General features: G+C 72.1%; 14 protein-coding genes and 1 pseudogene. 8 read left to right on the top strand and 7 right to left on the bottom strand.

Annotation, left to right across the window (positions count from 1 at the left end; all coding sequences use genetic code 11):
* Positions 1–4 precede the first annotated feature (4 nt).
* Positions 5–676, bottom strand: coding sequence for a helix-turn-helix transcriptional regulator (locus BLW85_RS07895; RefSeq protein ID WP_074991674.1), 672 nt, complete (start codon positions 674–676; stop codon positions 5–7).
* Between the two features lie 302 nt (positions 677–978).
* Between BLW85_RS07895 and BLW85_RS07890 the strand changes: the two genes are divergently transcribed.
* Complete coding sequence (locus BLW85_RS07890; protein ID WP_074991673.1) at positions 979–2,274, top strand: COG1470 family protein; 1,296 nt, start codon at positions 979–981, stop codon at positions 2,272–2,274.
* 328 nt (positions 2,275–2,602) lie between these two features.
* Here the strand turns inward: BLW85_RS07890 and sbnA are convergent, their stop codons facing one another.
* The 6 genes from sbnA to BLW85_RS07860 form a co-directional block, all read right to left on the bottom strand.
* Positions 2,603–3,628 (bottom strand): 2,3-diaminopropionate biosynthesis protein SbnA, encoded by a 1,026-nt coding sequence (sbnA, locus tag BLW85_RS07885; RefSeq protein WP_070028102.1) that lies wholly within the window; start codon positions 3,626–3,628, stop codon positions 2,603–2,605.
* A gap of 35 nt (positions 3,629–3,663) precedes the next feature.
* Positions 3,664–4,734 (bottom strand): 2,3-diaminopropionate biosynthesis protein SbnB, encoded by a 1,071-nt coding sequence (gene sbnB, locus BLW85_RS07880; RefSeq protein WP_070028101.1) that lies wholly within the window; start codon positions 4,732–4,734, stop codon positions 3,664–3,666.
* Complete coding sequence (locus BLW85_RS07875) at positions 4,731–5,735, bottom strand: TauD/TfdA family dioxygenase (protein ID WP_074991672.1); 1,005 nt, start codon at positions 5,733–5,735, stop codon at positions 4,731–4,733. The genes sbnB and BLW85_RS07875 overlap by 4 nt, the downstream gene beginning before the upstream one ends.
* 42 nt (positions 5,736–5,777) lie before the next feature.
* The gene (locus BLW85_RS07870; RefSeq protein ID WP_074991671.1) at positions 5,778–9,023 is read right to left on the bottom strand and encodes a non-ribosomal peptide synthetase; all 3,246 of its coding nucleotides are present in this window, start codon (positions 9,021–9,023) and stop codon (positions 5,778–5,780) included.
* 13 nt (positions 9,024–9,036) lie between these two features.
* Positions 9,037–11,640 (bottom strand): Pls/PosA family non-ribosomal peptide synthetase, encoded by a 2,604-nt coding sequence (locus BLW85_RS07865; protein WP_074991670.1) that lies wholly within the window; start codon positions 11,638–11,640, stop codon positions 9,037–9,039.
* 212 nt (positions 11,641–11,852) lie between these two features.
* Complete coding sequence (locus BLW85_RS07860) at positions 11,853–12,332, bottom strand: hypothetical protein (RefSeq protein ID WP_074991669.1); 480 nt, start codon at positions 12,330–12,332, stop codon at positions 11,853–11,855.
* A 238-nt stretch (positions 12,333–12,570) separates the two neighbouring features.
* On the opposite strand from BLW85_RS07860, the gene BLW85_RS07855 reads away from it, so the two are divergent.
* The 7 genes and pseudogenes from BLW85_RS07855 (at position 12,571) to dnaK (ending at position 19,219) form a co-directional block, all read left to right on the top strand.
* Positions 12,571–12,906, top strand: a complete 336-nt coding sequence (locus BLW85_RS07855; protein ID WP_070028096.1) for a hypothetical protein — start codon at positions 12,571–12,573, stop codon at positions 12,904–12,906.
* 500 nt (positions 12,907–13,406) lie between these two features.
* A pseudogene (locus BLW85_RS40080) lies at positions 13,407–13,701 on the top strand (alpha/beta hydrolase); the annotation flags it as partial.
* 125 nt (positions 13,702–13,826) lie between these two features.
* A complete protein-coding gene (locus tag BLW85_RS07845) occupies positions 13,827–14,444 on the top strand; it encodes a TetR/AcrR family transcriptional regulator (protein ID WP_074991668.1) in 618 nt (205 codons plus the stop codon).
* 111 nt (positions 14,445–14,555) lie between these two features.
* Complete coding sequence (locus tag BLW85_RS07840) at positions 14,556–15,785, top strand: cytochrome P450 (RefSeq protein ID WP_074991667.1); 1,230 nt, start codon at positions 14,556–14,558, stop codon at positions 15,783–15,785.
* Positions 15,786–15,820: 35 nt separating this feature from the next.
* A complete protein-coding gene (locus BLW85_RS07835; protein WP_070028092.1) occupies positions 15,821–16,015 on the top strand; it encodes a ferredoxin in 195 nt (64 codons plus the stop codon).
* A complete protein-coding gene (locus BLW85_RS07830; RefSeq protein ID WP_079172298.1) occupies positions 16,012–17,247 on the top strand; it encodes an NAD(P)/FAD-dependent oxidoreductase in 1,236 nt (411 codons plus the stop codon). Before BLW85_RS07835 ends, BLW85_RS07830 begins: the two co-directional genes overlap by 4 nt.
* 88 nt (positions 17,248–17,335) lie before the next feature.
* Complete coding sequence (dnaK, locus tag BLW85_RS07825; RefSeq protein ID WP_070028091.1) at positions 17,336–19,219, top strand: molecular chaperone DnaK; 1,884 nt, start codon at positions 17,336–17,338, stop codon at positions 19,217–19,219.
* Position 19,220 lies beyond the last annotated feature (1 nt).

The following is a 19,220-nucleotide window of genomic DNA, read 5'->3' as shown; positions in this document are numbered from 1 at the left end:
GTCCTCAGATCAGTCCGTTGCGCAGCGCGTAGCCGACCGCGTGGGCCCGGTTGCGCAACTGGAGCCGCGTGGTGACCTCGTGCAGCACGTTCTTGACGGTCCGTTCGGAGTACGAGGTCTTCGCGGCGATCTCCGCGGTGTCCAGCCCCTCCGCCACCAGGCGCAGCATGTCCGCCTCGCGCGCGGTCAGCGTGGACAGGGACAGCCCCCGCGGATCGAGCGCCGAACGCTGGAGGCCGCCGACGTGGGTGAGCAGCTTGCCGAGCAGATCGCCGGGCAGCACCCCCTCGCCCTTGGCCAGCGCCAGCACCAGGTGCAGCAGCCGGTCCTGGTCGGCCTCGGCCCGCCGCAGCACCGCCCCGACCCCGCACTCGATCACCCGTTGCAGCGCCGCCGACTCGAACGTGCCCACGACCAGCCCGGTACGGGTGCCCGTGTTGCGCTGTAACCGTTGCAGCAGCGCCGTCACCTCGTCGTCCACGCTGTCGACGACCACGAGCGAGATCTGCGCCCCGTCCGCCTCGCCGTCCGAGACAAGTTCCAGTTCGGGCCGCTGGCGCAGCTGTTGGACGATTCCGATGTGCAGGACCAGGTCTTGGGCGTAGACGGCGACGGTCACCCGGTCCGGGCGGCCGACGGTGGCGGGGGCGGTCCCGCCGGGCATCTGGACGATCATGAGTGGTTCTTCTTTCGCAAGGCCGGAATGGCGGCGTTCCGAAATTCAGGACGCGACCCGGGCGACGGCGGTGGCGCCCAGGACTGGTGGGTTCGAGCACACGTCGACTGTCGGCCGGAGCACAAGGCGGCGCCCCGCGATCAGCCTCCGTGCCGTGGATCGGAGATGACCTTGGCCGCTGCGGGCACGTCGACTGCCCGGATGTTGCCCCCGCATCTCTCGTGGTACGCCGGGAGCGGTCCTACCGTCGTGGCGTGACGCCTTCTGCAGCCTCTTCCGGTCCCGGCGCCCCCGGTCTCGACATGCCGGCCGTGACGGTGACCCCGGGCGGCACCGCCGCCACCAGCCTGACCGTCCGCAACGACAGCGACATCGTCGAGGCGTACACCCTGGAGGTCGTGGGCGACTGCGCGCCCTGGGCCGTCGTGGAACCCGAGCGCGTCTCGCTCTACCCCGGCACCTCCGAGACGGTCACCGTCCGGCTGGCCCCACCGCGCTCCCCGGAGGTGCGCGCTGGCGATGTGCCGCTGGGCGTAAGGGTGTTGCCGGCCGAGCACCCCGAGTCGGTCACCGTGCCCGAGACCACGGTGCACGTCGAGGAGTTCCACGAGCTGCGCACGGAGATCCTCCCGCGGCGCCGGCGCGGCTGGCTGCGGGGCCGCTACCGGGTGGCGGTGCGCAACGAGGGCAACACCCCGACGCAGGTCGCCTTCCGGCCCGAACAGGCCGGTGAGGAACTGCGGTTCGGGTTCACGCCGGGCACCTTGGACCTGGCGCCGGGGGAGTCGGCCGAGACCCGGCTGCGGGTGCGCATCGGCAAACCGGTGTGGTTCGGCAAGCCCGCCGTCTGGCCGTTCACCGTGCACGCCACCGACCGCGCGGCCGAGGAGGACCCGGAGGCGGGCGCCCGTGCGGGCACGCTCGTACGGCCGCCGCTGGAGGCGGAGTTCGTCCAGATCCCGATCTTCCCGAAGTGGCTGCTGGCGCTGCTCGCCGCCCTGATCGCGCTGCTGCTGGCGTGGTTCGCGCTGGTGCGGCCCGCGGTGCGCAGCGCGGCCCGGCAGGCCGCCGACGAGGTGGTCCAGCCCCGGCCCACCCCCGGCGGCACGAACGGACAGACGTCCGGCACCGGCACCGGCGGCGGCGCCGGCACGGGCAAGGAGCAGGGCGGCAGCGGACCCGGCGCGCCCGCGGGCTCCGGCCCCGGCGGCACCGGCCCCGGTACCGCGTCGGGCGGCGGCGGGCAGAGCTCGACCACCATCGACGTGCAGACGTCCGGCGGGCAGACCAAGACCGGCAGTTACACGGTGCCGGCGGGCAAGACGTTCCGGATCACGGACATCGTGGTCGCCAACTTCCAGGGCGACGAGGGGGTCATGACCATCACCTTCGGCGACCGGAAGATCACCACGATCGCGCTGGAGACCTTCCGCAACCAGGACTACCACTGGGTCACCCCCATCGAGATCCCCGCGAACGCCACCGTCACCGCGAACGTCACCTGCGCGAAGCCGGGCACCCCCGCCACGGGACAGCAGGCGCGGCAGTGCCATGAGGTGCTGAACGTGAGCGGCGTGCTCGCGGACATCGCAGGCTGAGGCGGCTTTTCTGAAAATAGTTCGCCTGGTGTGGCCTGTGAGGGAAGGGGAGACTTTCAGTCCGTCCGAAAACCGATTCCACGGCGAGCCGTGCAGAAGATGTGCAGCTCAGCGCCGAGGGCCTGGGAATGCGTGGCCTGCCCTCCGCGGTCGGCGGGCCGCCCGTGCGTGCGGCCCGGGACGGAATGGCCTATTCCCCACCCGTGGTGCGGGTGACCGGTGCACGAGCGGGCGCACGCAGGCGCGCGCGCCCCTCCAAAGCGCCGTGAAGGGCGCCTTCCCGGGCAACGGCCCTGGACAGGCGCCCTTCCACGGACGGAGCGCACCGCTACGGTCTGCGCCTGCGCTCCGATGTCCGGGTCACGGGCTCGACCTCCTCGGCGACGGAGCCCACCCCCTCTTCGTCCAGGACGTGATCGCCGTACAGGTCCTGGAGCCAGTTGGTCTGGTAGACGGTGTCGAGGTAGCGCTCGCCGAGATCCGGTGCGATGGCCACCGCGGTGAGGTCTTCGGCGTCATGCCGGGCCAGCCAGTCCGTGGCCCCGCTGACCACCGTCCCGGTGGAGCCGCCGAACAGGAACCCGCGCCGCGCCATGCGATGGCACATGCGGATGGTGTCCGCCTCCTCCACCCGGATCACCTCGTCCACGAAGGACTCGTCCAGGAGCGGCGGGCGCATGCTCATGCCCAGGCCGGGGATCATCCGGCGGCCCGGTTCGCCGCCGAAGGCCACCGAGCCCACGCTGTCCACGGCGACGATCCGCACCGGCCGGTGCCACTGGCGGAACCAGCGCGCGCAGCCCATCAGGGTGCCGGTGGTGCCGGCCCCGATGAACAGCACGTCGAGACCCGGGAACTGGCCCGCGATCTCCGGGGCCGTGGTGCGGTAGTGCGCCCGCCAGTTGCCGGCGTTCGTGTACTGGCTGAGCCACACGTACCGGTCGTCGGAGGCGCACAGCTGGCGGACGTACTCGATGCGCGTCCCCAGGAAACCGCCGTTGGAGTCCTGGTCGGCGATCACGTGCACCTCGCTGCCGAGCGCCTCCATCAGCAGTCTGGTCGAGAGGTTGCAACGGGAGTCCGTCACGCACAGGAACTGGTAGCCCTTGCTGGCGGCGATCATGCTGAGCGCCACGCCGAGGTTCCCGGAGGAGGACTCGACGAGGATGGACTCCGGCGTCAGGAGTCCGTCCCGCTCGGCGCTCTCCACCATCTCGTTCGCGGCCTTCAGCTTGATGGACCCGGCGAAGTTGAAGCCCTCGCACTTCAGATGGAGGGGTCGTCCGCAGATCGACTCCAGGTCGACGAAGAGCTGGCCCTCGTTGAAGGCATAGGGAGCGGTAATGACAGGCACGGCGGACCTCCTGGTGCCGGGCCGAGGACGGGTCCTCAGCCGTACCGGCGCAGGTCGTGGAAGAAGTCGTCGATGAGGCGGAGACTGCCCGCCCGGGATACTTCGTCGTAGACGTACTTGCCGACGGCGAGATCGAGGACACCGAGTCCGAAGGGCGAGAAGATCACCGGCCGGTCGGTCGGCGGCGCGGCCCGGCCCAGCAGCACGTCGTACAGCGTGCCGCTGAGGAAGTCGCGGTCGCCCGTGAGCTGTTCGACCAGATGCGGTGAGGTGTCGGCCTTCAGGCAGTGGTCGACGTCGTCCACGAAGTTGGCGGCGCCGAGCAGCACTTCGGGTGCCAGGTCCCGCAAGGACACATGCAGAACCAGCGGGTTGTGGTCGAACCACGCGGGATCGGTGACGTGGGGCGTGCCGGCGACGGTGGCGAAGACCACGAGATCGCTGGCCCGGACCAGGTCCTCGGCACTGTCGTGCACGGTGACCCGCCCGGCGGCGCCGGACTGGCGCAGATAGCCCCGGAACCCCTCGGCGCTGTCGGCGGACAGGTCGTGCACGCCGATCGCGTCGAACTCCCAGCCGGTGCCGGCCAGGAAGGTGTGGATGTACCGGGCGATCAGCCCGGTGCCGAAGAACCCGACCCGGGTGGGGCGGGTCCGGCCGCGGCTGAGCCAGTCGGCGGCGAGCGCCGCGGACGCGGCGGTCCGGGTGGCGCTGATGATGGAGCTCTCCAGACAGGCGAACGGATAGCCGGTCCGCGGGTCGTTGAGGATCAGCACCGCGGAGGCCCGCGGCAGCCCGGAGCGCACGTTGTCCGGGAAGCTGGAGATCCACTTCAGGCCGTCCACGGCGACCGAGCCGCCGATCGAGGCCGGCAGCGCGATGATCCGCGAGGACGGGCGGTCCGGGAAGCGCAGGAAGTACGACGGGGGGTTCACCGACTCCCCGGCGCCGTGCAGCCGGTAGGTGGCCTCCACCAGCGCCACCAGCTCCTTCTCCCGGCCCTTCAGGGCCTGTTGCACCTGTTGCCCGGAGATCACGGAGAACGTCGGCACCGGGGGCCGGCCGTCGTCGGCTCGTTCGGCGGGCGTCGTCAGCAGATCGGTCATCGCGCGCTCGCCTCCGGGGTCGGGCGGCCGTCGGCGAGCCGCAGCGGCTCGGCCATGCCCACCAGCACCTGCCGCTCGCCGGTGAACGGCTCCCGGCTGTGCGCGGTGCCGATGTTGTCCACGAGCAACAGATCCCCGGCCTGCCAGGGCTCGCGCCGGGTGTGCGCCTCGTAGGTGGAGTTGAGCAGCTCGACCACCTCCTCGCCGATCGGACTTCCGTCGCCGTACCGGGTGTTGAACGGCAGCCCGTCCGCGCCGTACACGTCCACCAGGTACTCGCGCACCTCGGGGGCCAGCGTCCACTCGTTGAGGAACGCGATCTGGTTGAACCAGCAGCGCCGGCCCGTGACCGGGTGCCGTACGACGGCGCTGCGGCGCTGCGTGGTGTGCAGCGAGCCGTCCGCCCGCCAGGTGAACTCGATGCCGTTCTCCCGGCAGTAGCGCTCGATCTCGGCCCGGTCCTCGGTGCCGAACGACTCGGCCAGGGACGCCCCGATCTCGTCGTTGTAGCTGCGGGTCAGCAGCCAGCCCTCGCGCTCGAACCGCTCGGTGAGCGAGGCGGGCAGCGCCTCCAGCACCCGCGCGGCGTCGGCCACCGCCGTCGCCCCGCCCTCCTCGGCCGCGGTCGGGCAGGCGAACATCATCAGGCCGGGCACGTCCAGGGTGTAACTCAGCTCGTGGTGCATGCACATCGGCTGGTTGGCCGGCCAGGGAGTGGCGGAGTACAGGCCCCCGCCGAAGTCCTCGCGGGGCGCGAACGCCTCGCGCTCCGGCATGAGTTCACCGGCGAGCCGCCGGAAGACGGCTGCGGTGCGGTCCGCGTCGCGCAGTCCGAGACCGCGTACGAGCAGCGCCCCGTGCTCGGTGACCATGGCGCGCAGCGCCTCGCGGTGCTCGGCGGCCCAGCCCGGGGCGTCCGGCGGGGAGTCGACGCGCAGCAGCGCGGGTCTGTCCGGCCGCAGCTCCACATCGAGCGGCGCTGCCAGGGAAGAGAACGGCATCTCGGTTTCCTTTCGGTTGCCCGTCTGGAGGTTCCGGCTGGCTCAGGACGTGGCCAGGGGCACGGCGGCCCGCAGCACGGCCCGCGCCGCCTCGGCCGGCCGGGTGCGTGGGAAGTAGTGGCCCCCGTCGGCGAGTTCGTGCAGCTCCACCTGTTCGGCCAGACGCAGCCAGTCCCGGTGGAGCGCCGCGGAGCCGGCGGTGTGCGGGTCGTCGGCCGCGACGACCACGGTGACCGGCGCGCACAGCCTGGGCGGCTCGGGGGCACCCAGGGCCGCGCGGAAGTAGCGGTGCGCGGCCACGCAGTCGTGCCGGTAGGCGGCGCCGATGTGCTCGGCGTGCGCCTCGTTCAGCTCGGCGAGTTCGGTGTAGCCGCCGTCCGCGGTGAGCCGGGCCGCGATCTCGGCGTCACCGAGTCCGCCGAGTTCCGCGACGGCCGCCGCTCGCTGCTCGGCGGTGCCGAGGAGCTGGGCCCCGATGAACACCCGGGTGACCCGCACGCCCCGGTCCGCGAGGCGCCGGGCGCTCTCGATCGCGGGCGCGGCACCCGAGGAGTGGCCCCACAGCATCACCCGGGTCAGCCCGCGCGCGACGATCTCCGCGGCGACCTGCTCGGCCACCTGGGCGATCGAGGCGAACGGCTCCTGGTGCGCGGCCACGTCGTGGCCCGGCAGGTCCACCGCGAGAACGGTCAGCCCGCTGTCCGCGAGCGCGCTCGCCAGCGGCCGGAAGTTGACCGCGTTGCCGCCCGCGTAGGGGAAGCACACCAGCGCGCCCTCCGCGCCGTCCCCCTCGGTGAGCGGTTGCAGCAGCTCCCCGTGCCGGCGGGCCGTGCCGTCCAGCAGGGCGGCCAGATCGGCGAGGACCGGGGTGCGGGTGATGTCCTTGAGGGACACCGCCCGCTCCAGCGCGATGCTGAGCTTGACCGCGGTCAGCGAGGTGCCGCCGGACTCGAAGAAGTGGTCGGTGCGGCCGACCTGTTCGGCGGGCACGCCCAGCACCTTCGCCCAGGCCGCCGCGAGCCGCCGCTCGGCCGCGCCGAGCGGAGCCTGCCCGGCCTCCGCCACGGCCGGCGCGGCCCGCTGGGCCAGGGCGGTCAGCGCCTTGCGGTCGATCTTGCCGTTGGCGGTCAGCGGCAGGGCGTCCTGCCAGTGGTAGCCCGAGGGGACCATATAGGCGGGGAGCACCGCGCCGAGCGCCTCGCGCAGCTCCTCGGCCGGCCGGGGCGCACCCGCGCAGAAGGCGATCAGGTGCCTGCTCCCGCCGGCCCGCTCGGTGACCACCACCGCCGCGTCCCGCACCCCGGCCACCCGCAGCAGCGCGTTCTCGATCTCCCCGATCTCGATGCGGAAGCCGCGGATCTTCACCTGGTTGTCCCGGCGGCCCAGGAACTCCAGCTTGCCGTCCGGGTGCCAGCGCCCCCAGTCACCGCCCAGGTAGAGCCGCTCACCGGGCCGGTACGGGTCCGTGCGGTACGCCTCCCGGGTCCGCTCGGGGTCGTTGACGTATCCGCGGCCCACGCAGACACCGGAGAACGCGATCAGACCCGGAGCGCCCAGCGGCACCAGCCGCAGCCGCTCGTCCACGACGAGGACGCGTACGTTGTTCACCGCGCGCCCCAGCAGCACCCGCTCCGGCACCCGGTCCAGGACCTCGTGGTTGGTGTCGTCCGACGTCTCGGTCAGGCCGTAGGCGTTGAGCAGCCGGATGCCCGGCTGGATCGCGAACCAGCGCTGCACCAGCTCCCGTTTGAGCGCCTCGCCGGTCACCGACACGCAGCGCAGCCGCGGCAGTTCGCGCGGGTGCTGCTCCAGGTAGGAGACCACGACCTCCAGATAGGAGGGCACGAGCTGGGCCACCGCGACCCGCCCGTCGGCCAGCGTGTCCACGAACCGCTCCACGTCCGTGATCACGTCCTGCGGGACCAGCAGGGTCCGCCCCCCGACCAGCAGCGCGGACACCAGCTGCCACAGGGAGATGTCGAAGCACTGGGGCGCGGTCTGCGCCACCACCGAGCCCTCGCCGATCCCCAGGTCGTCGATCTTGGCGAAGAGATGGTTGAGCAGGCCCGCGTGTTCGCACATCGCCCCCTTCGGCTCGCCCGTGGAGCCGGAGGTGAAGTAGATGTACGCCAACTGGCCGGCGTCCACCGGCACCCGCGGGTCGTCCTCGGCGTGCGGCTCCGCGTACGCCTCCGTCACCAGCAGCCGCCGTGCGCCCGGGACCGAGGCCAGCGCCTCGTCCAGGGTGCCGGTGCTGCCGGACTCGGTGAGCACCAGCCGGCAGCCCGCGCGCGACAGCGTCGCCGCGATGCGGCCCGCCGGGAAGTGCGGCTCGATCGGCAGGTAGGCGCCGCCCGCCTTGAACACCGCGAGCGTCGCCGCCAGCCAGTCGAGGTCGCGCTCCATGACGACGGCGACCACGTCCTCGCGGCCAAGACCCCGGTCGAGCAGGGCCCGCGCCAGCCGGTTGGCGCGCCGGTTCAGCTCGTCGTACGTCCACTCCCGCTCGCCCTGGACGGCCGCCACGGCCCCGGGGTGCGCCCGGACCCGCTGCTCGAACAGCTCGTGCGCCCGGGCGTCGGGCAGCGGCCGGTGCGGTCCGGCCAGCCCCTCCAGCTGCTCGCGCACCTCGTCGGCCGACAGCAGGCTGCCCGCGTCGTGATCGGCGTCCGGGTCGGTGGCCAGCAGGCCGAGCGCCGTCAGGTGGTAGCCGCCGATCCGGGCGGCGGCCGCCGCGTCCAGTACGTCGGTGCGGTGGGCCAGCCGCAGCACCAGCCGGCCGCCCCGCTCCGACCAGCGCACGTGCAGCACACCGTCGTCAGCGTGGTCCTCGTCGGCGCCGATCGGCCCGCACACCACCTCGTACGGCGGCTCGGCCAGCCCGAGTTCGCGGCGCAGCTTCTCCACCGGGAACTCCCGGTGCGCGAGCACCTCCGCCTCGGCGTGCTCGGCCGCCGCCGCCAGCTCCCGCCAGGACCCCGGGCGGACGGCGAGCCGGCAGGGCAGCGGCTCGCCCCGCACCCCGGTGGTGTAGCCGGTCACCACCTCCGGCTCGCCGGACAGCGCGGCCAGCACCTTGGCGTGCGCGGCCAGCAGCAGCGCGCCGACCGGCACCCCCTGGCCGTGCACCAGGTCGCGCACCGCCGTCGCCACCTCGTCCGGCACCGGCAGTTCCTGCTCGGCCGTCCCGGGGGCCGGGCGCGCCGACCAGCGCGGCACCGTGGTGGCACCCCCGGCGGTCAAGACCCGCTGCCAGAACTCCCGGTCCGCTTCCACGCGCGTTCCCATCGAAAGGCCTTCCTCAACTCACGGTCGCCGAAGCGGCGTTGACGTCTGACGTGGCGGGGGCGGGGGCACCGGGCGGGCCGTCGGCCACCGGCATCTCCACCGCCGGGTTGCCGCCCCACCGCGCGTGCGCGGGGACCTCCTCGCCCTTCATGAGGAAGGAGTCGGCGGCCAGCACCGCGCCCTCGCCCATCGTCACGCCGTAGTGGACGTGGGCGGAGACGCCGAGCGTGCAGCCCGCGCCGAGCCTGATGTAGTCGGACTTGAAGGTGCCGTCCTCCTGCGAGTGGCACTGGACCTTGCTGCCGGCGTTGAGGGTGCAGTGGTCGCCGATGACCGCGAGGGTCCGGTCGGTCACGTAGCAGCCGTCGTCGAACACCATGCGGCCCACGCGCACGCCCATCAGCCGCCACACCAGGCTCTTGAAGGGCGTTCCGTTGAAGATGTTCAGCCACTGCGAGGGCACCTTCCAGAGCCGCTCGATCTGCCAGAAGGTCCGGTCGTAGATGGAGCACAACTCGGGTCGCAGGCCCCGGAACTTCGTCAGGCAGCGCTCCAGCACGATGTAGTACACGGTGGAGAAGGTGAGCGTCAGCGCCAGATATCCCGCTATCACCACGTTCCCGACCGTGCCGTACAGATCCACCGAGGCGAGTGCGAGCAGGGTGAGCCCGAAGACGTGCAGCCAGCGGGCGAACAGCATCCAGGCCATCGAGCGCAGGTTGTAGCGGTTCTTCGACCCGAGCCGGCGGCGCAGTTCGTCGCCCTCGCGCAGATGGTCGAAGCGGGCGTCGCGGTCGACCGAGCGCGGGATCTCGAAGCACGGCGAACCGAGCAGCCCCACGCCCTGCCGGACCTCGCCGTCCAGCGGGATCATCACCTTGGTCGCCAGCAGGCAGTTCTCGCCGATCCTGGCGCCGGCCGGATAGGCGATGTTGTTGCCCAGGAAGCTGCGCGCGCCGATCGACACCCGCGACAGCTTGAACGACGTGGCGGAGTACTCCGCGTTCATGATCGACAGCCCGTCGGCCACCATGGTGCCCCTGCCGACCGAGACCAGCAGCGGGGTCTCGTGCTGCACCTCGGTGCCGAAGTTCGAGCCGGTCTGCTCCACGCGGGACAGGTCGTATCCGAGGCCGCGCAGGTAGTGCACGATGTACGAGCTGTCACCGAACAGCCACGCGAAGAACTTGATGTTGGTCATGTGGACCGTCACCCGGTGCAGCGCGTAGTGGAAGCCGTAGAGCGGATAGACCCGGTCGGGCCGGAGGAACAGCCCCAGCAGCCGCGGCACGGTGTACAGGGCGGCCAGCCCCAGCACCAGGAAGCCGGCGAACATGACGAGGGAGACCACCGCCGCGTCCGACAGCAGATCCAGCGGGGTCAGCGAGTCCGTGTCCGGGTCGATCCGCTTGTCGAACAGCGGCACCTCGATGCACAGCATGTAGATGCCGCCGACACCCAACGGCACGTACAGGAGGAGGAGTTGGGCCAGGGTGCCGAAGCCGAACCAGATCCGCCGGAAGGTGCCGCACGGGGCGGGCGCGACCCGCACGTAGTCGGTCCGGGTCGGCTCCGCGGGGGAGCCGTGCCAGCGCTCGCCGGCCGGGACCGACTGGCCCCGGTGCAGCGCCGAGGCGTGCCCGAGCTGCGCCCCGTCACCGATCGAGGTGTCGATGTCCAGGGTGGTCTTCTCCCCGACGAACACGTCCCGGCCGATGGTGACCGGGCCGGTCTGGATGCGTCCCGCGTGGGCCCGGTAGGCGAGCAGGAAGCAGTCCTTGCGGATCACCGTCCCGGCGCCGATGGTCACCAGGTCGGTGCAGACGGGGAGGGTGCGCGTCAGGATCGTGACCCCCTTGCCGATCCGCGCGCCCAGGGCCCGCAGGTACAGCACGTACAGCGGGGTGCCGGCGAGGAAGATCATCGGGTTCGCGTGCAGCAGCACCTTGACCAGCCAGAAGCGCATGTACGCGAGCCCCCAGACGGGGAACTCGCCCGCCTTCCAGCGGCCGACCAGCACCCACTTCGCGAGGACGGGGAACGCGCACAGGGCGACGAACCCGGTGCCGCCGAACACCAGCGACCTTAGGTAGACATCGGCGATGCCCGAACCGTCGGAGACCCACTCGTAGCCGGTGGCGGTGACCAGCCCCGAGACGAGGGAGTAGCCGAGGAAGACCAGCAACTGGAAGGTGCCGCACAGGAAATGGGTCAGCCTGCCGGCGCGGGTGACCGGCTCGGGCGCTACGACGGCTGCCGCCGGTGCCGGTCGGGACGGGGCCGCCGGCGCGGCCGGTGCGGCCGGCGGGGGAGCGGCCGGGGCGAGGGCCTGGGCCAGGCTGCGGATGGTCGGATACCGGTAGATGTCCCGCATGGACGGGGACGGCAGATCCGGCCGCTTGCGGACCCGGGCGCAGAACTGGGCCATGACCAGGGAGTTGGCGCCGAGGTCGGTGAAGAAGTGGCTGTCCAAGGGGACGTGTTCGGCTTCGACGAGCTCGGCCAGCGCATCCGCGAGTCTGCTCTCGGTCTCTGTTCCGTCCGGGCCGGCGCCGCTCACGGTGAGGGCTGGTGCGTCCGGCCCGCTTATATCGATCTCGGAGGACTGCTCCACCATTCGATCTCCTGGAGAACGTTGTGGATCGCTGATGCACATACCTGATCAACAACCGCCAATTCAGTGTGGACAGGGCACCGTAAGCCTGTCATTTCGAACCAATCGCCCGACTCGCCGGAAATGCCCGACGGAACCGTGTTCCTTGGCTGTTCGGGGCCTGGCGGGCGCCGCGGATCACCCGAATGGGCGTTCACTCGTGCGGCAGGGGGATGTCAGTACCGCAGGGTCGTGCCGACGGCCGCCCGTACCCCGCCGTGCAGCCGGTGGTTGCCGCGCGCGGTGCCCTGGCCGGTGGAGCGGGGGGCGACGTTCCCGATCAACACCACGGCCACGTCCAGCAGATTGCCGGCGCGGTCGGTGAAGTCGACCTGGACGGCGAAGGACTTGGCGGAGCCCGCGGTGTTGCGGACGACGACCCTGGTCGCGGCCCGGCCGTCGCCGTCGAGGGTGACGGCGCCGAGCCGCACCTCGTTCCTGGCGTCCACCGCGCCCCCGGCCGCGGCGATGCCGCGCTCGGCCTCGGCCCCGGCCCCGGCGAATGCGCCGTCGGCGTCCCGGGCGGCGCGGGACGCCGCGGAGGAGGCCGGGCCCGCGGGTCCGGCGGAGCCCGGGAGCCCGGGGGCGCATCCCGCCACGACCGTGGCCAGGACCAGTGCCGCCCCGGCCGCACCCCGCCCGCCGTGCCCTGCCATGCGTGACTCCCGTGCCCTCGAAGCGATGCGTTCCGCTCAGTGAAGGGCGGGCGGCCGGGCCCCGCACACCGGGTGCGACACCCGGCCGAAACCGGCACCCGAAAGGACTCTCGAACGCCTCTGAACAGGCGATCCGCCAGGTGCGGGCGTCCTCGCCGGGCGGGCCGGGGCGGTCTGTCGGATAGTGGGGAGGGGACCAGGTCCCAGGCAGCAGCCCGTCCCGGCACAGGAGGCCCGGATGCCCGCTTCACGGTCGCTGGCCGCGCTCACCGGCATCGCACTGCTCGGCGTCGCGCTCACCGCCTGCCAGGACCAGGCGTCCGGCCAGATCGTGGCCCGGCGCGACGGACGCATCGTGCAGAGCCTCACGAACCCGCCGAGCCATGGATGCCACCGCTTCCCCGAGGGCGTCACCCAGGTCACCAACCAGACCCAGAACCGGCTCCTGCTGTACACGACGCCCGACTGCACCGCCCCGGCGGGCGGCCAGAGCGTGTACCTCGACATCGGAGCGACGGACCAGGTCGCGAGGTCGGCCGGTCAGTGGAACAGCTTCTCCTTCGCGTCGGATTGACCGGAGTTCCAAAAACCGCTGAGCCCCGGGCCGTTCGCGCTGTTGGCTTGTGACCGACCGTGTGACAGCAGAAGGAGGTGAGACCCATGACCGAGGTATCAGCGTGGGTGCGCCCCCCTCCGCCACGGTCGGGCGGCTGACACGGCTGCCGCCGGGAGTGCCTCGACCACAAGGCACTCCTGAAAGGCAACACCTCGTGCATTGCGAGGACCAGGGGCGCGCGGTGGGAACCGGCTTGACCGGGCGCGTCGATGACGGCGACGTGGAATCCGCCCGCGGTCACAAGACGGCGGGCGCGGCCCACCATGCCGGGCCACTTCTTGTGGGTGCCGCCGCCGTGCCCCATCACACGGCGAGCGGCCCCGCACCGCCACCGACGAGCGGGAGGTCGCGACCCTGCGGCGGGCTCGGGCGACCAGAGGACACCGGGGATGTCGCCCACGGTGAAGTCGCGCTCGACGATGCCGTCCGACGACGACTGCGTGGTGAACTGCGACATAGCCACCGCCATCGGCGTCCCGCTTGGCGGCCGCGGAACCCCGGATCACCGCCGCCGTCTTCGGCCTCCACCGGCCCGACGCCCTGGCCGAGGCCGCCGGGCAGGTCACCGTGTACGCGCTGAGTGGGACGACGAGCACATCCCGCGCGCGTCCGGACTCGCCCTGTTCGACGCCTTCGCCTCACCGGAGAAGACGCTGCACGCCGACAGCGGCCGGCCGGCACAAGGACCTGCCCAGGTCCGAGGCCGACAGCGCGGTCCGCTTCTTCGCCCGGCACCTCGGCGCGCGCGTGTGACATGAGGGGATTTCGGCGCCCGGCCCGCCGACCGGGCGCCGAAACCCGTACGTCGAAGGGGCGGACAGGATCCGGCCACCTCCGGTAAAGCTTCACCCCGACGGGCGCAGACGGAGGGAGCACCGGTGGCCGAGACGTTCAAGCGCCGCGCGCCGAGCCAGTGGGGCGAGGGCGCGGCCCTGAAGGAGGAGATCCTGGCGGCCGCCGCGCGGCTGCTGGCCGAGTCGGGCCGGGAGGAGGCGCTGTCGCTGCGCGCGGTGGCCCGGGAGGCCGGGATCTCCGCGCCCAGCGTCTATCTGCACTTCGAGGACCGCTCGGAACTGGTCGCGACCGTCACACGCCGGGCCTGCGAGAAACTCGTCGCGGAACTGCGCGAGACCCGGGCGCGCACGGCGGACCACGGACCCCGCGAGGCCCTGCGGTCGATGGGCCGGCGGTATTGCGCCTTTGCGCTGGAGAACCCCCGGCGCTACCGGCTGATGTTCGGCGTGGAGCGGATCGCCGGGCCCCGCGAACAGGGTGCCGGGCATCCGGTGACGCTGGTGCTCGGAGCCTGGCAGGAGGCGCTGGCCGCACTCCCGCCGCGGCGCCGGGGCCAGGTGGACGGCGGACAGGACGCTTTGCTGCTGTGGTCCGCGCTGCACGGCATCGTCACCATCGCCATGGCCCTGCCCTTCGAGGCCGACGGGGACGGGCTCGCGCGGCGCGCCGACGAACTGCTCGCCCGCATCGTGGCCGGATAGCGACGGCGAACCCTTCGGCACCGTTGACGCGTCCACCACGCTCCCTAAAGTTGCCTGAAGCACCTAACGCTGTTAGGAGTGTTGGGTGGTCCCTCTGCCGAGGAGGCAGGTATGACCGAGACAGTCGAGCACGCGCCCGCCGCGCTCCCCGAGCACCCCATGCCCCGCGCGGCCGGTTGCCCCTTCGACCCTCCCCCCGCCCTGCGCGACCTCCAGACCCGGCGGCCGGTCTCCCGGGTGCGCATCTGGGACGGCAGCAGCCCCTGGATGATCACCCGTCACGAGGATGTGCGCGCCCTGCTCGGCGATCCGCGCATCAGCGCCGACCCCAGGCGCCCGGGCTACCCCCATCGCACCGCCGCCACCAGGGCACGGGACGGAATCCGCGCCACCTTCCTCACCCTCGACGACCCCGAGCACGCCCGGCTGCGCCGCATGGTGACATCCCCCTTCACGATCAAGAAGATGGAGGCCCTGCGGCCGTCCGTCCAGCGCATCGTGGACGATCTGATCGACCGGATGCTCGCCGGCCCCAACCCCACCGACCTGGTCGAGGCGTTCGCGCTGCCCGTGCCCAGTCTGGTGATCTGCGCCCTGCTCGGCGTGCCCTACGAGGATCACGACTTCTTCCAGCGCAACACCCAGGTCCTGGTGCGCCGTACCTCGACCGAGGACGACGTGCGCGCGGCGTCCGAGGCGCTCACCGCCTACCTGGACGACCTGCTGGTCGCCAAGCAGGCCGAGCCCGAGGACGACCTGCTGTCCATGCTCGCCGTGCAGCGCGTGGCCACCGGTGAACTGACGCGCCGTCAAGCCGCCGAGACCGGCGTGCTGTTGCTCGCGGCCGGACACGAGACCACCGCCAACATGATCGCGCTGGGCACCCTCGCGCTGCTGGAGAATCCGGACCAGCTCGCGCTGCTGCGCGACGGCGCGGACCCCAAACAGGTCGCCGCGGCCGTCGAGGAACTGCTGCGCTACCTCAACATCACCCACTCCGGGCGGCGCCGCGTCGCGCTGGAGGACATCGAGATCGGCGGCGAGCTGATCCGCGCGGGCGACGGCGTCATCCTCGCCAACGACATCGCCAACCGGGACCCGGACGCCTTCCCCGACCCCGACCGGCTCGACCTCGGCCGCGACGCCCGCCGGCACGTCGCCTTCGGCTACGGCGTCCACCAGTGCCTGGGCCAGCCGCTGGCCCGCATCGAGCTCCAGGTCGTCTACAGCACCCTCTACTCCCGCGTCCCCACCCTGGCGCTGGCGACCGGCATCGACCAACTGGAGTTCAAGCACGACGGGTTCGTCTACGGCGTCTACGAACTCCCCGTCACCTGGTAGCACTCGCACTTCGAGCGAATCGAGGAAAACAGACCATGCGTGTGGAAGTCGATCAGCCCAAGTGCGTCGCGTCCGGGCAGTGCGTCCTGGTGGCCCCCGAGGTCTTCGACCAGGACGACGACGGCATCGTGCTGCTGCTGGACACCGAACCCGGTGCCGAACACGAGGAGGCCGTACGGGAGTCGGCGGCCATCTGCCCGGCCGCCGCGATCCGGCTGGTCCGGGAGTGACGGCCGCGCCCCCGCGCCGCATCGTCGTCGTGGGCGCCTCGGCGGCCGGTCTGTCGGCCGCCGAGACCCTGCGCCGCCAGGGCTACGACGGCTCGCTGGTCCTCGTCGGCCGCGAACCCCACCCGCCCTACGACCGCCCCCCGCTGTCCAAGCAGATCCTGGACGGCAGCTGGGAACCCGAACGGGTGCGGCTGCGCCGCCCGGACGACCTGGAGGCCCTCGGCCTGGACCTGCGGCTCGGCGTCCCCGCCACCGCCCTCACCCCGGCCGCGCGCACGGTCACGCTCGCCGACGGCACGGAACTCGGCTACGACGGCCTGATCATCGCCACCGGGGTCCGGCCGCGCAGGCTGCCCGGGTGCGGCGCCCCGGGCGTGCACGTCCTGCGCGACCTGGAGGACGCCCTCGCCCTGCGCGAGCGGCTGGCGGCCGGCGGCCGGCTGGTCGTGCTGGGTGCCGGGTTCCTCGGCGCCGAGGTCGCCTCCGCCGCCCGGTCCCTCGGTGCGGCCGTCACCCTCGTCGAGCCGTCCCCCGTCCCGCTGGCCCACGCCGTCGGCCCGCAGGCCGGCGCGCATCTGGCCCGGCTCCACCGCGACCACGGCGTGGACCTGCGCACCGGCACCAAGGCCACCGGGATCACCACCGAGGCGGGCCGCGCCACCGGGGTCCGGCTCGACGACGGCACCTCGGTCGAGACTGACGACGTGCTGGTCGCCATCGGCTCCGAACCCAACACCGACTGGCTGCGCGGCAGCGGCCTGGCGGTCGGCGACGGCGTGGAGTGCGACCGGTACAGCGCCGCGGCGCCCGGCGTCTACGCCGCGGGGGACGTGGCCCGCTGGTACAACCCGCTGTTCGGGACCACGATGCGCGTCGAGCACCGGACGAACGCCGCCGAGCAGGGCATGGCCGCCGCCCGCAACCTCCTCGACCCGGAGCGGGCCAGGCCGTTCGCCCCGGTCCCCTACTTCTGGTCCGACCAGTACGGCCTCAGGATCCAGGCATTCGGACACCTCCGGGGCCACGACGAGGCCCGGGTGGTCGAGGGCACCTCGGCCGAGGGCCGCTTCCTCGTCGCCTACCGCAAGGGGGACCGGCTCGCCGGAGCGCTCGCCGTGGGCATGCCCCCGCGCGCCCTACGCCCGTGGCGCGCGGCGATCGCGGCCGCGGCCGACTGGCGGACGGCGATGGCCGGTACCCCGGACGGCGCGGCCGAACCGGCACGGACTTGACAGCAGGCGACTCAAGTTTTATTCAGGCTCTATAGGCAAGGGGGTTCGGGGAACACGGTGGGGGAGCGACGAGACAAGGAGGTCCGCCATGGCGCGTTCGGTCGGTATCGACCTGGGGACGACCAACTCGGTGGTCTCGGTCCTGGAGGGCGGCGAACCCACCGTCATCACCAACACGGAGGGCGCCAGGACCACGCCGTCCGTCGTGGCGTTCGCCAAGAACGGCGAGGTCCTGGTCGGCGAGGTGGCCAAGCGGCAGGCCGTGACCAACGTGGAGCGCACCGCGCGCTCCGTCAAGCGGTACATGGGCGACCACTCCTGGCGCTTCCCCGACCAGGGTGACATCGACGGCAAGCACTACACCGCCCAGGAGATCTCCGCCCGGGTGCTCCAGAAGCTGAAGCGGGACGCGGAGGCGTACCTCGGCGAGGACGTCACGGACGCGGTGATCACCGTACCGGCCTACTTCGACGACGCGCAGCGGCAGGCGACGAAGGAGGCCGGGGAGATCGCCGGTCTGAACGTCATGCGGATCATCAACGAGCCGACCGCCGCCGCGCTCGCGTACGGACTGGACAAGGAGAACGACCAGACGGTCCTCGTCTTCGACCTGGGCGGCGGCACCTTCGACGTGTCGCTGCTGGAGATGGGCGACGGCGTCATCGAGGTCAAGGCCACCAACGGCGACACCCACCTGGGCGGCGACGACTGGGACCAGCGGGTGGTCGACCACCTGGTGCAGCAGTTCAAGAACAACTACGGTGTCGACCTCGCCAAGGACAAGATGGCCGTGCAGCGGCTGCGGGAGGCGGCGGAGAAGGCGAAGATCGAGCTGTCCTCCTCCACGGAGACCACGATCAACCTGCCCTACATCACGGCGTCCGCCGAGGGCCCGCTGCACCTGGACGAGAAGCTGACCCGCGCCCAGTTCGAGCAGCTGACGGCGGATCTGCTGGACCGCTGCAAGGGGCCGTTCCACAACGCGATCAAGGACGCCGGGATCCAGGTGTCCGGCATCGACCACGTGGTGCTGGTGGGCGGCTCCACGCGGATGCCCGCCGTCTCCGCGCTGGTACGGGAACTCACCGGCAAGGAACCGCACAAGGGTGTCAACCCGGACGAGGTCGTCGCCATCGGCGCCTCGCTCCAGGCCGGTGTCCTCAAGGGCGAGGTCAAGGACGTCCTGCTGCTCGACGTCACCCCGCTGTCCCTCGGCATCGAGACCAAGGGCGGCATCATGACCAAGCTGATCGAGCGCAACACCACGATCCCCACCCGCCGTTCGGAGATCTTCACCACCGCCGAGGACAACCAGCCGTCGGTGTCCATCCAGGTCTTCCAGGGCGAGCGCGAGATCGCGGCCTACAACAAGAAGCTCGGCATGTTCGAGCTGACCGGTCTGCCGCCGGCGCCGCGCGGCGTCCCGCAGATCGAGGTGGCCTTCGACATCGACGCCAACGGGATCATGCACGTCTCCGCGAAGGACCTCGGCACCGGCAGGGAACAGAAGATGACCGTCACCGGCGGCTCCGCCCTGCCGAAGAACGACATCGACCGCATGGTGCGCGAGGCCGAGCAGCACGCCGAGGAGGACCGGCGGCGCCGCGAGGGCGCCGAGACCCGCAACCAGGCCGAACAGCTCGTCTACTCCACCGAGAAGCTCATCCGGGAGAACCCCGAGCGGATCTCCGCCGAGGCGAGGCAGGAGACCGAGGCGGCGCTGACCGAGCTGAAGGCGAAGCTCAAGGACGAGAACGCGGACACCGCCGCGATCCGCCAGGCCACGGACCGGGTGGCGCAGTCCGCCCAGAAGATCGGCACGGCGCTGTACGAGCAGTCGCGCGCCGAGGGCCAGACGGCGACGGGCGCCTCCGGGCCCGGCGACTCGGGCGGCTCCGCCTCCGGTGGCCCCGCCGACGACGAGGTGGTGGACGCCGAGATCGTGGACGACGACAAGCCGGAGGCGGGCTGAC

The organism is Streptomyces misionensis (genome assembly GCF_900104815.1).
Classification (GTDB): domain Bacteria; phylum Actinomycetota; class Actinomycetes; order Streptomycetales; family Streptomycetaceae; genus Streptomyces; species Streptomyces misionensis.
This window is presented reverse-complemented; position numbering and strand designations above follow the sequence as displayed.

What these genes read in the sequence shown, in the direction of transcription:
- BLW85_RS07895 (WP_074991674.1), bottom strand. Translation starts at nt 676, where the DNA reads ATGATCGTCCAGATGCCCGGCGGGACCGCCCCCGCCACCGTCGGCCGC.
- BLW85_RS07890 (WP_074991673.1), top strand. Translation starts at nt 979, where the DNA reads ATGCCGGCCGTGACGGTGACCCCGGGCGGCACCGCCGCCACCAGCCTG.
- sbnB (WP_070028101.1), bottom strand. Translation starts at nt 4,734, where the DNA reads ATGACCGATCTGCTGACGACGCCCGCCGAACGAGCCGACGACGGCCGG.
- BLW85_RS07875 (WP_074991672.1), bottom strand. Translation starts at nt 5,735, where the DNA reads ATGCCGTTCTCTTCCCTGGCAGCGCCGCTCGATGTGGAGCTGCGGCCG.
- BLW85_RS07870 (WP_074991671.1), bottom strand. Translation starts at nt 9,023, where the DNA reads ATGGGAACGCGCGTGGAAGCGGACCGGGAGTTCTGGCAGCGGGTCTTG.
- BLW85_RS07865 (WP_074991670.1), bottom strand. Translation starts at nt 11,640, where the DNA reads ATGGTGGAGCAGTCCTCCGAGATCGATATAAGCGGGCCGGACGCACCA.
- BLW85_RS07860 (WP_074991669.1), bottom strand. Translation starts at nt 12,332, where the DNA reads ATGGCAGGGCACGGCGGGCGGGGTGCGGCCGGGGCGGCACTGGTCCTG.
- BLW85_RS07855 (WP_070028096.1), top strand. Translation starts at nt 12,571, where the DNA reads ATGCCCGCTTCACGGTCGCTGGCCGCGCTCACCGGCATCGCACTGCTC.
- BLW85_RS07840 (WP_074991667.1), top strand. Translation starts at nt 14,556, where the DNA reads ATGACCGAGACAGTCGAGCACGCGCCCGCCGCGCTCCCCGAGCACCCC.
- BLW85_RS07835 (WP_070028092.1), top strand. Translation starts at nt 15,821, where the DNA reads ATGCGTGTGGAAGTCGATCAGCCCAAGTGCGTCGCGTCCGGGCAGTGC.
- dnaK (WP_070028091.1), top strand. Translation starts at nt 17,336, where the DNA reads ATGGCGCGTTCGGTCGGTATCGACCTGGGGACGACCAACTCGGTGGTC.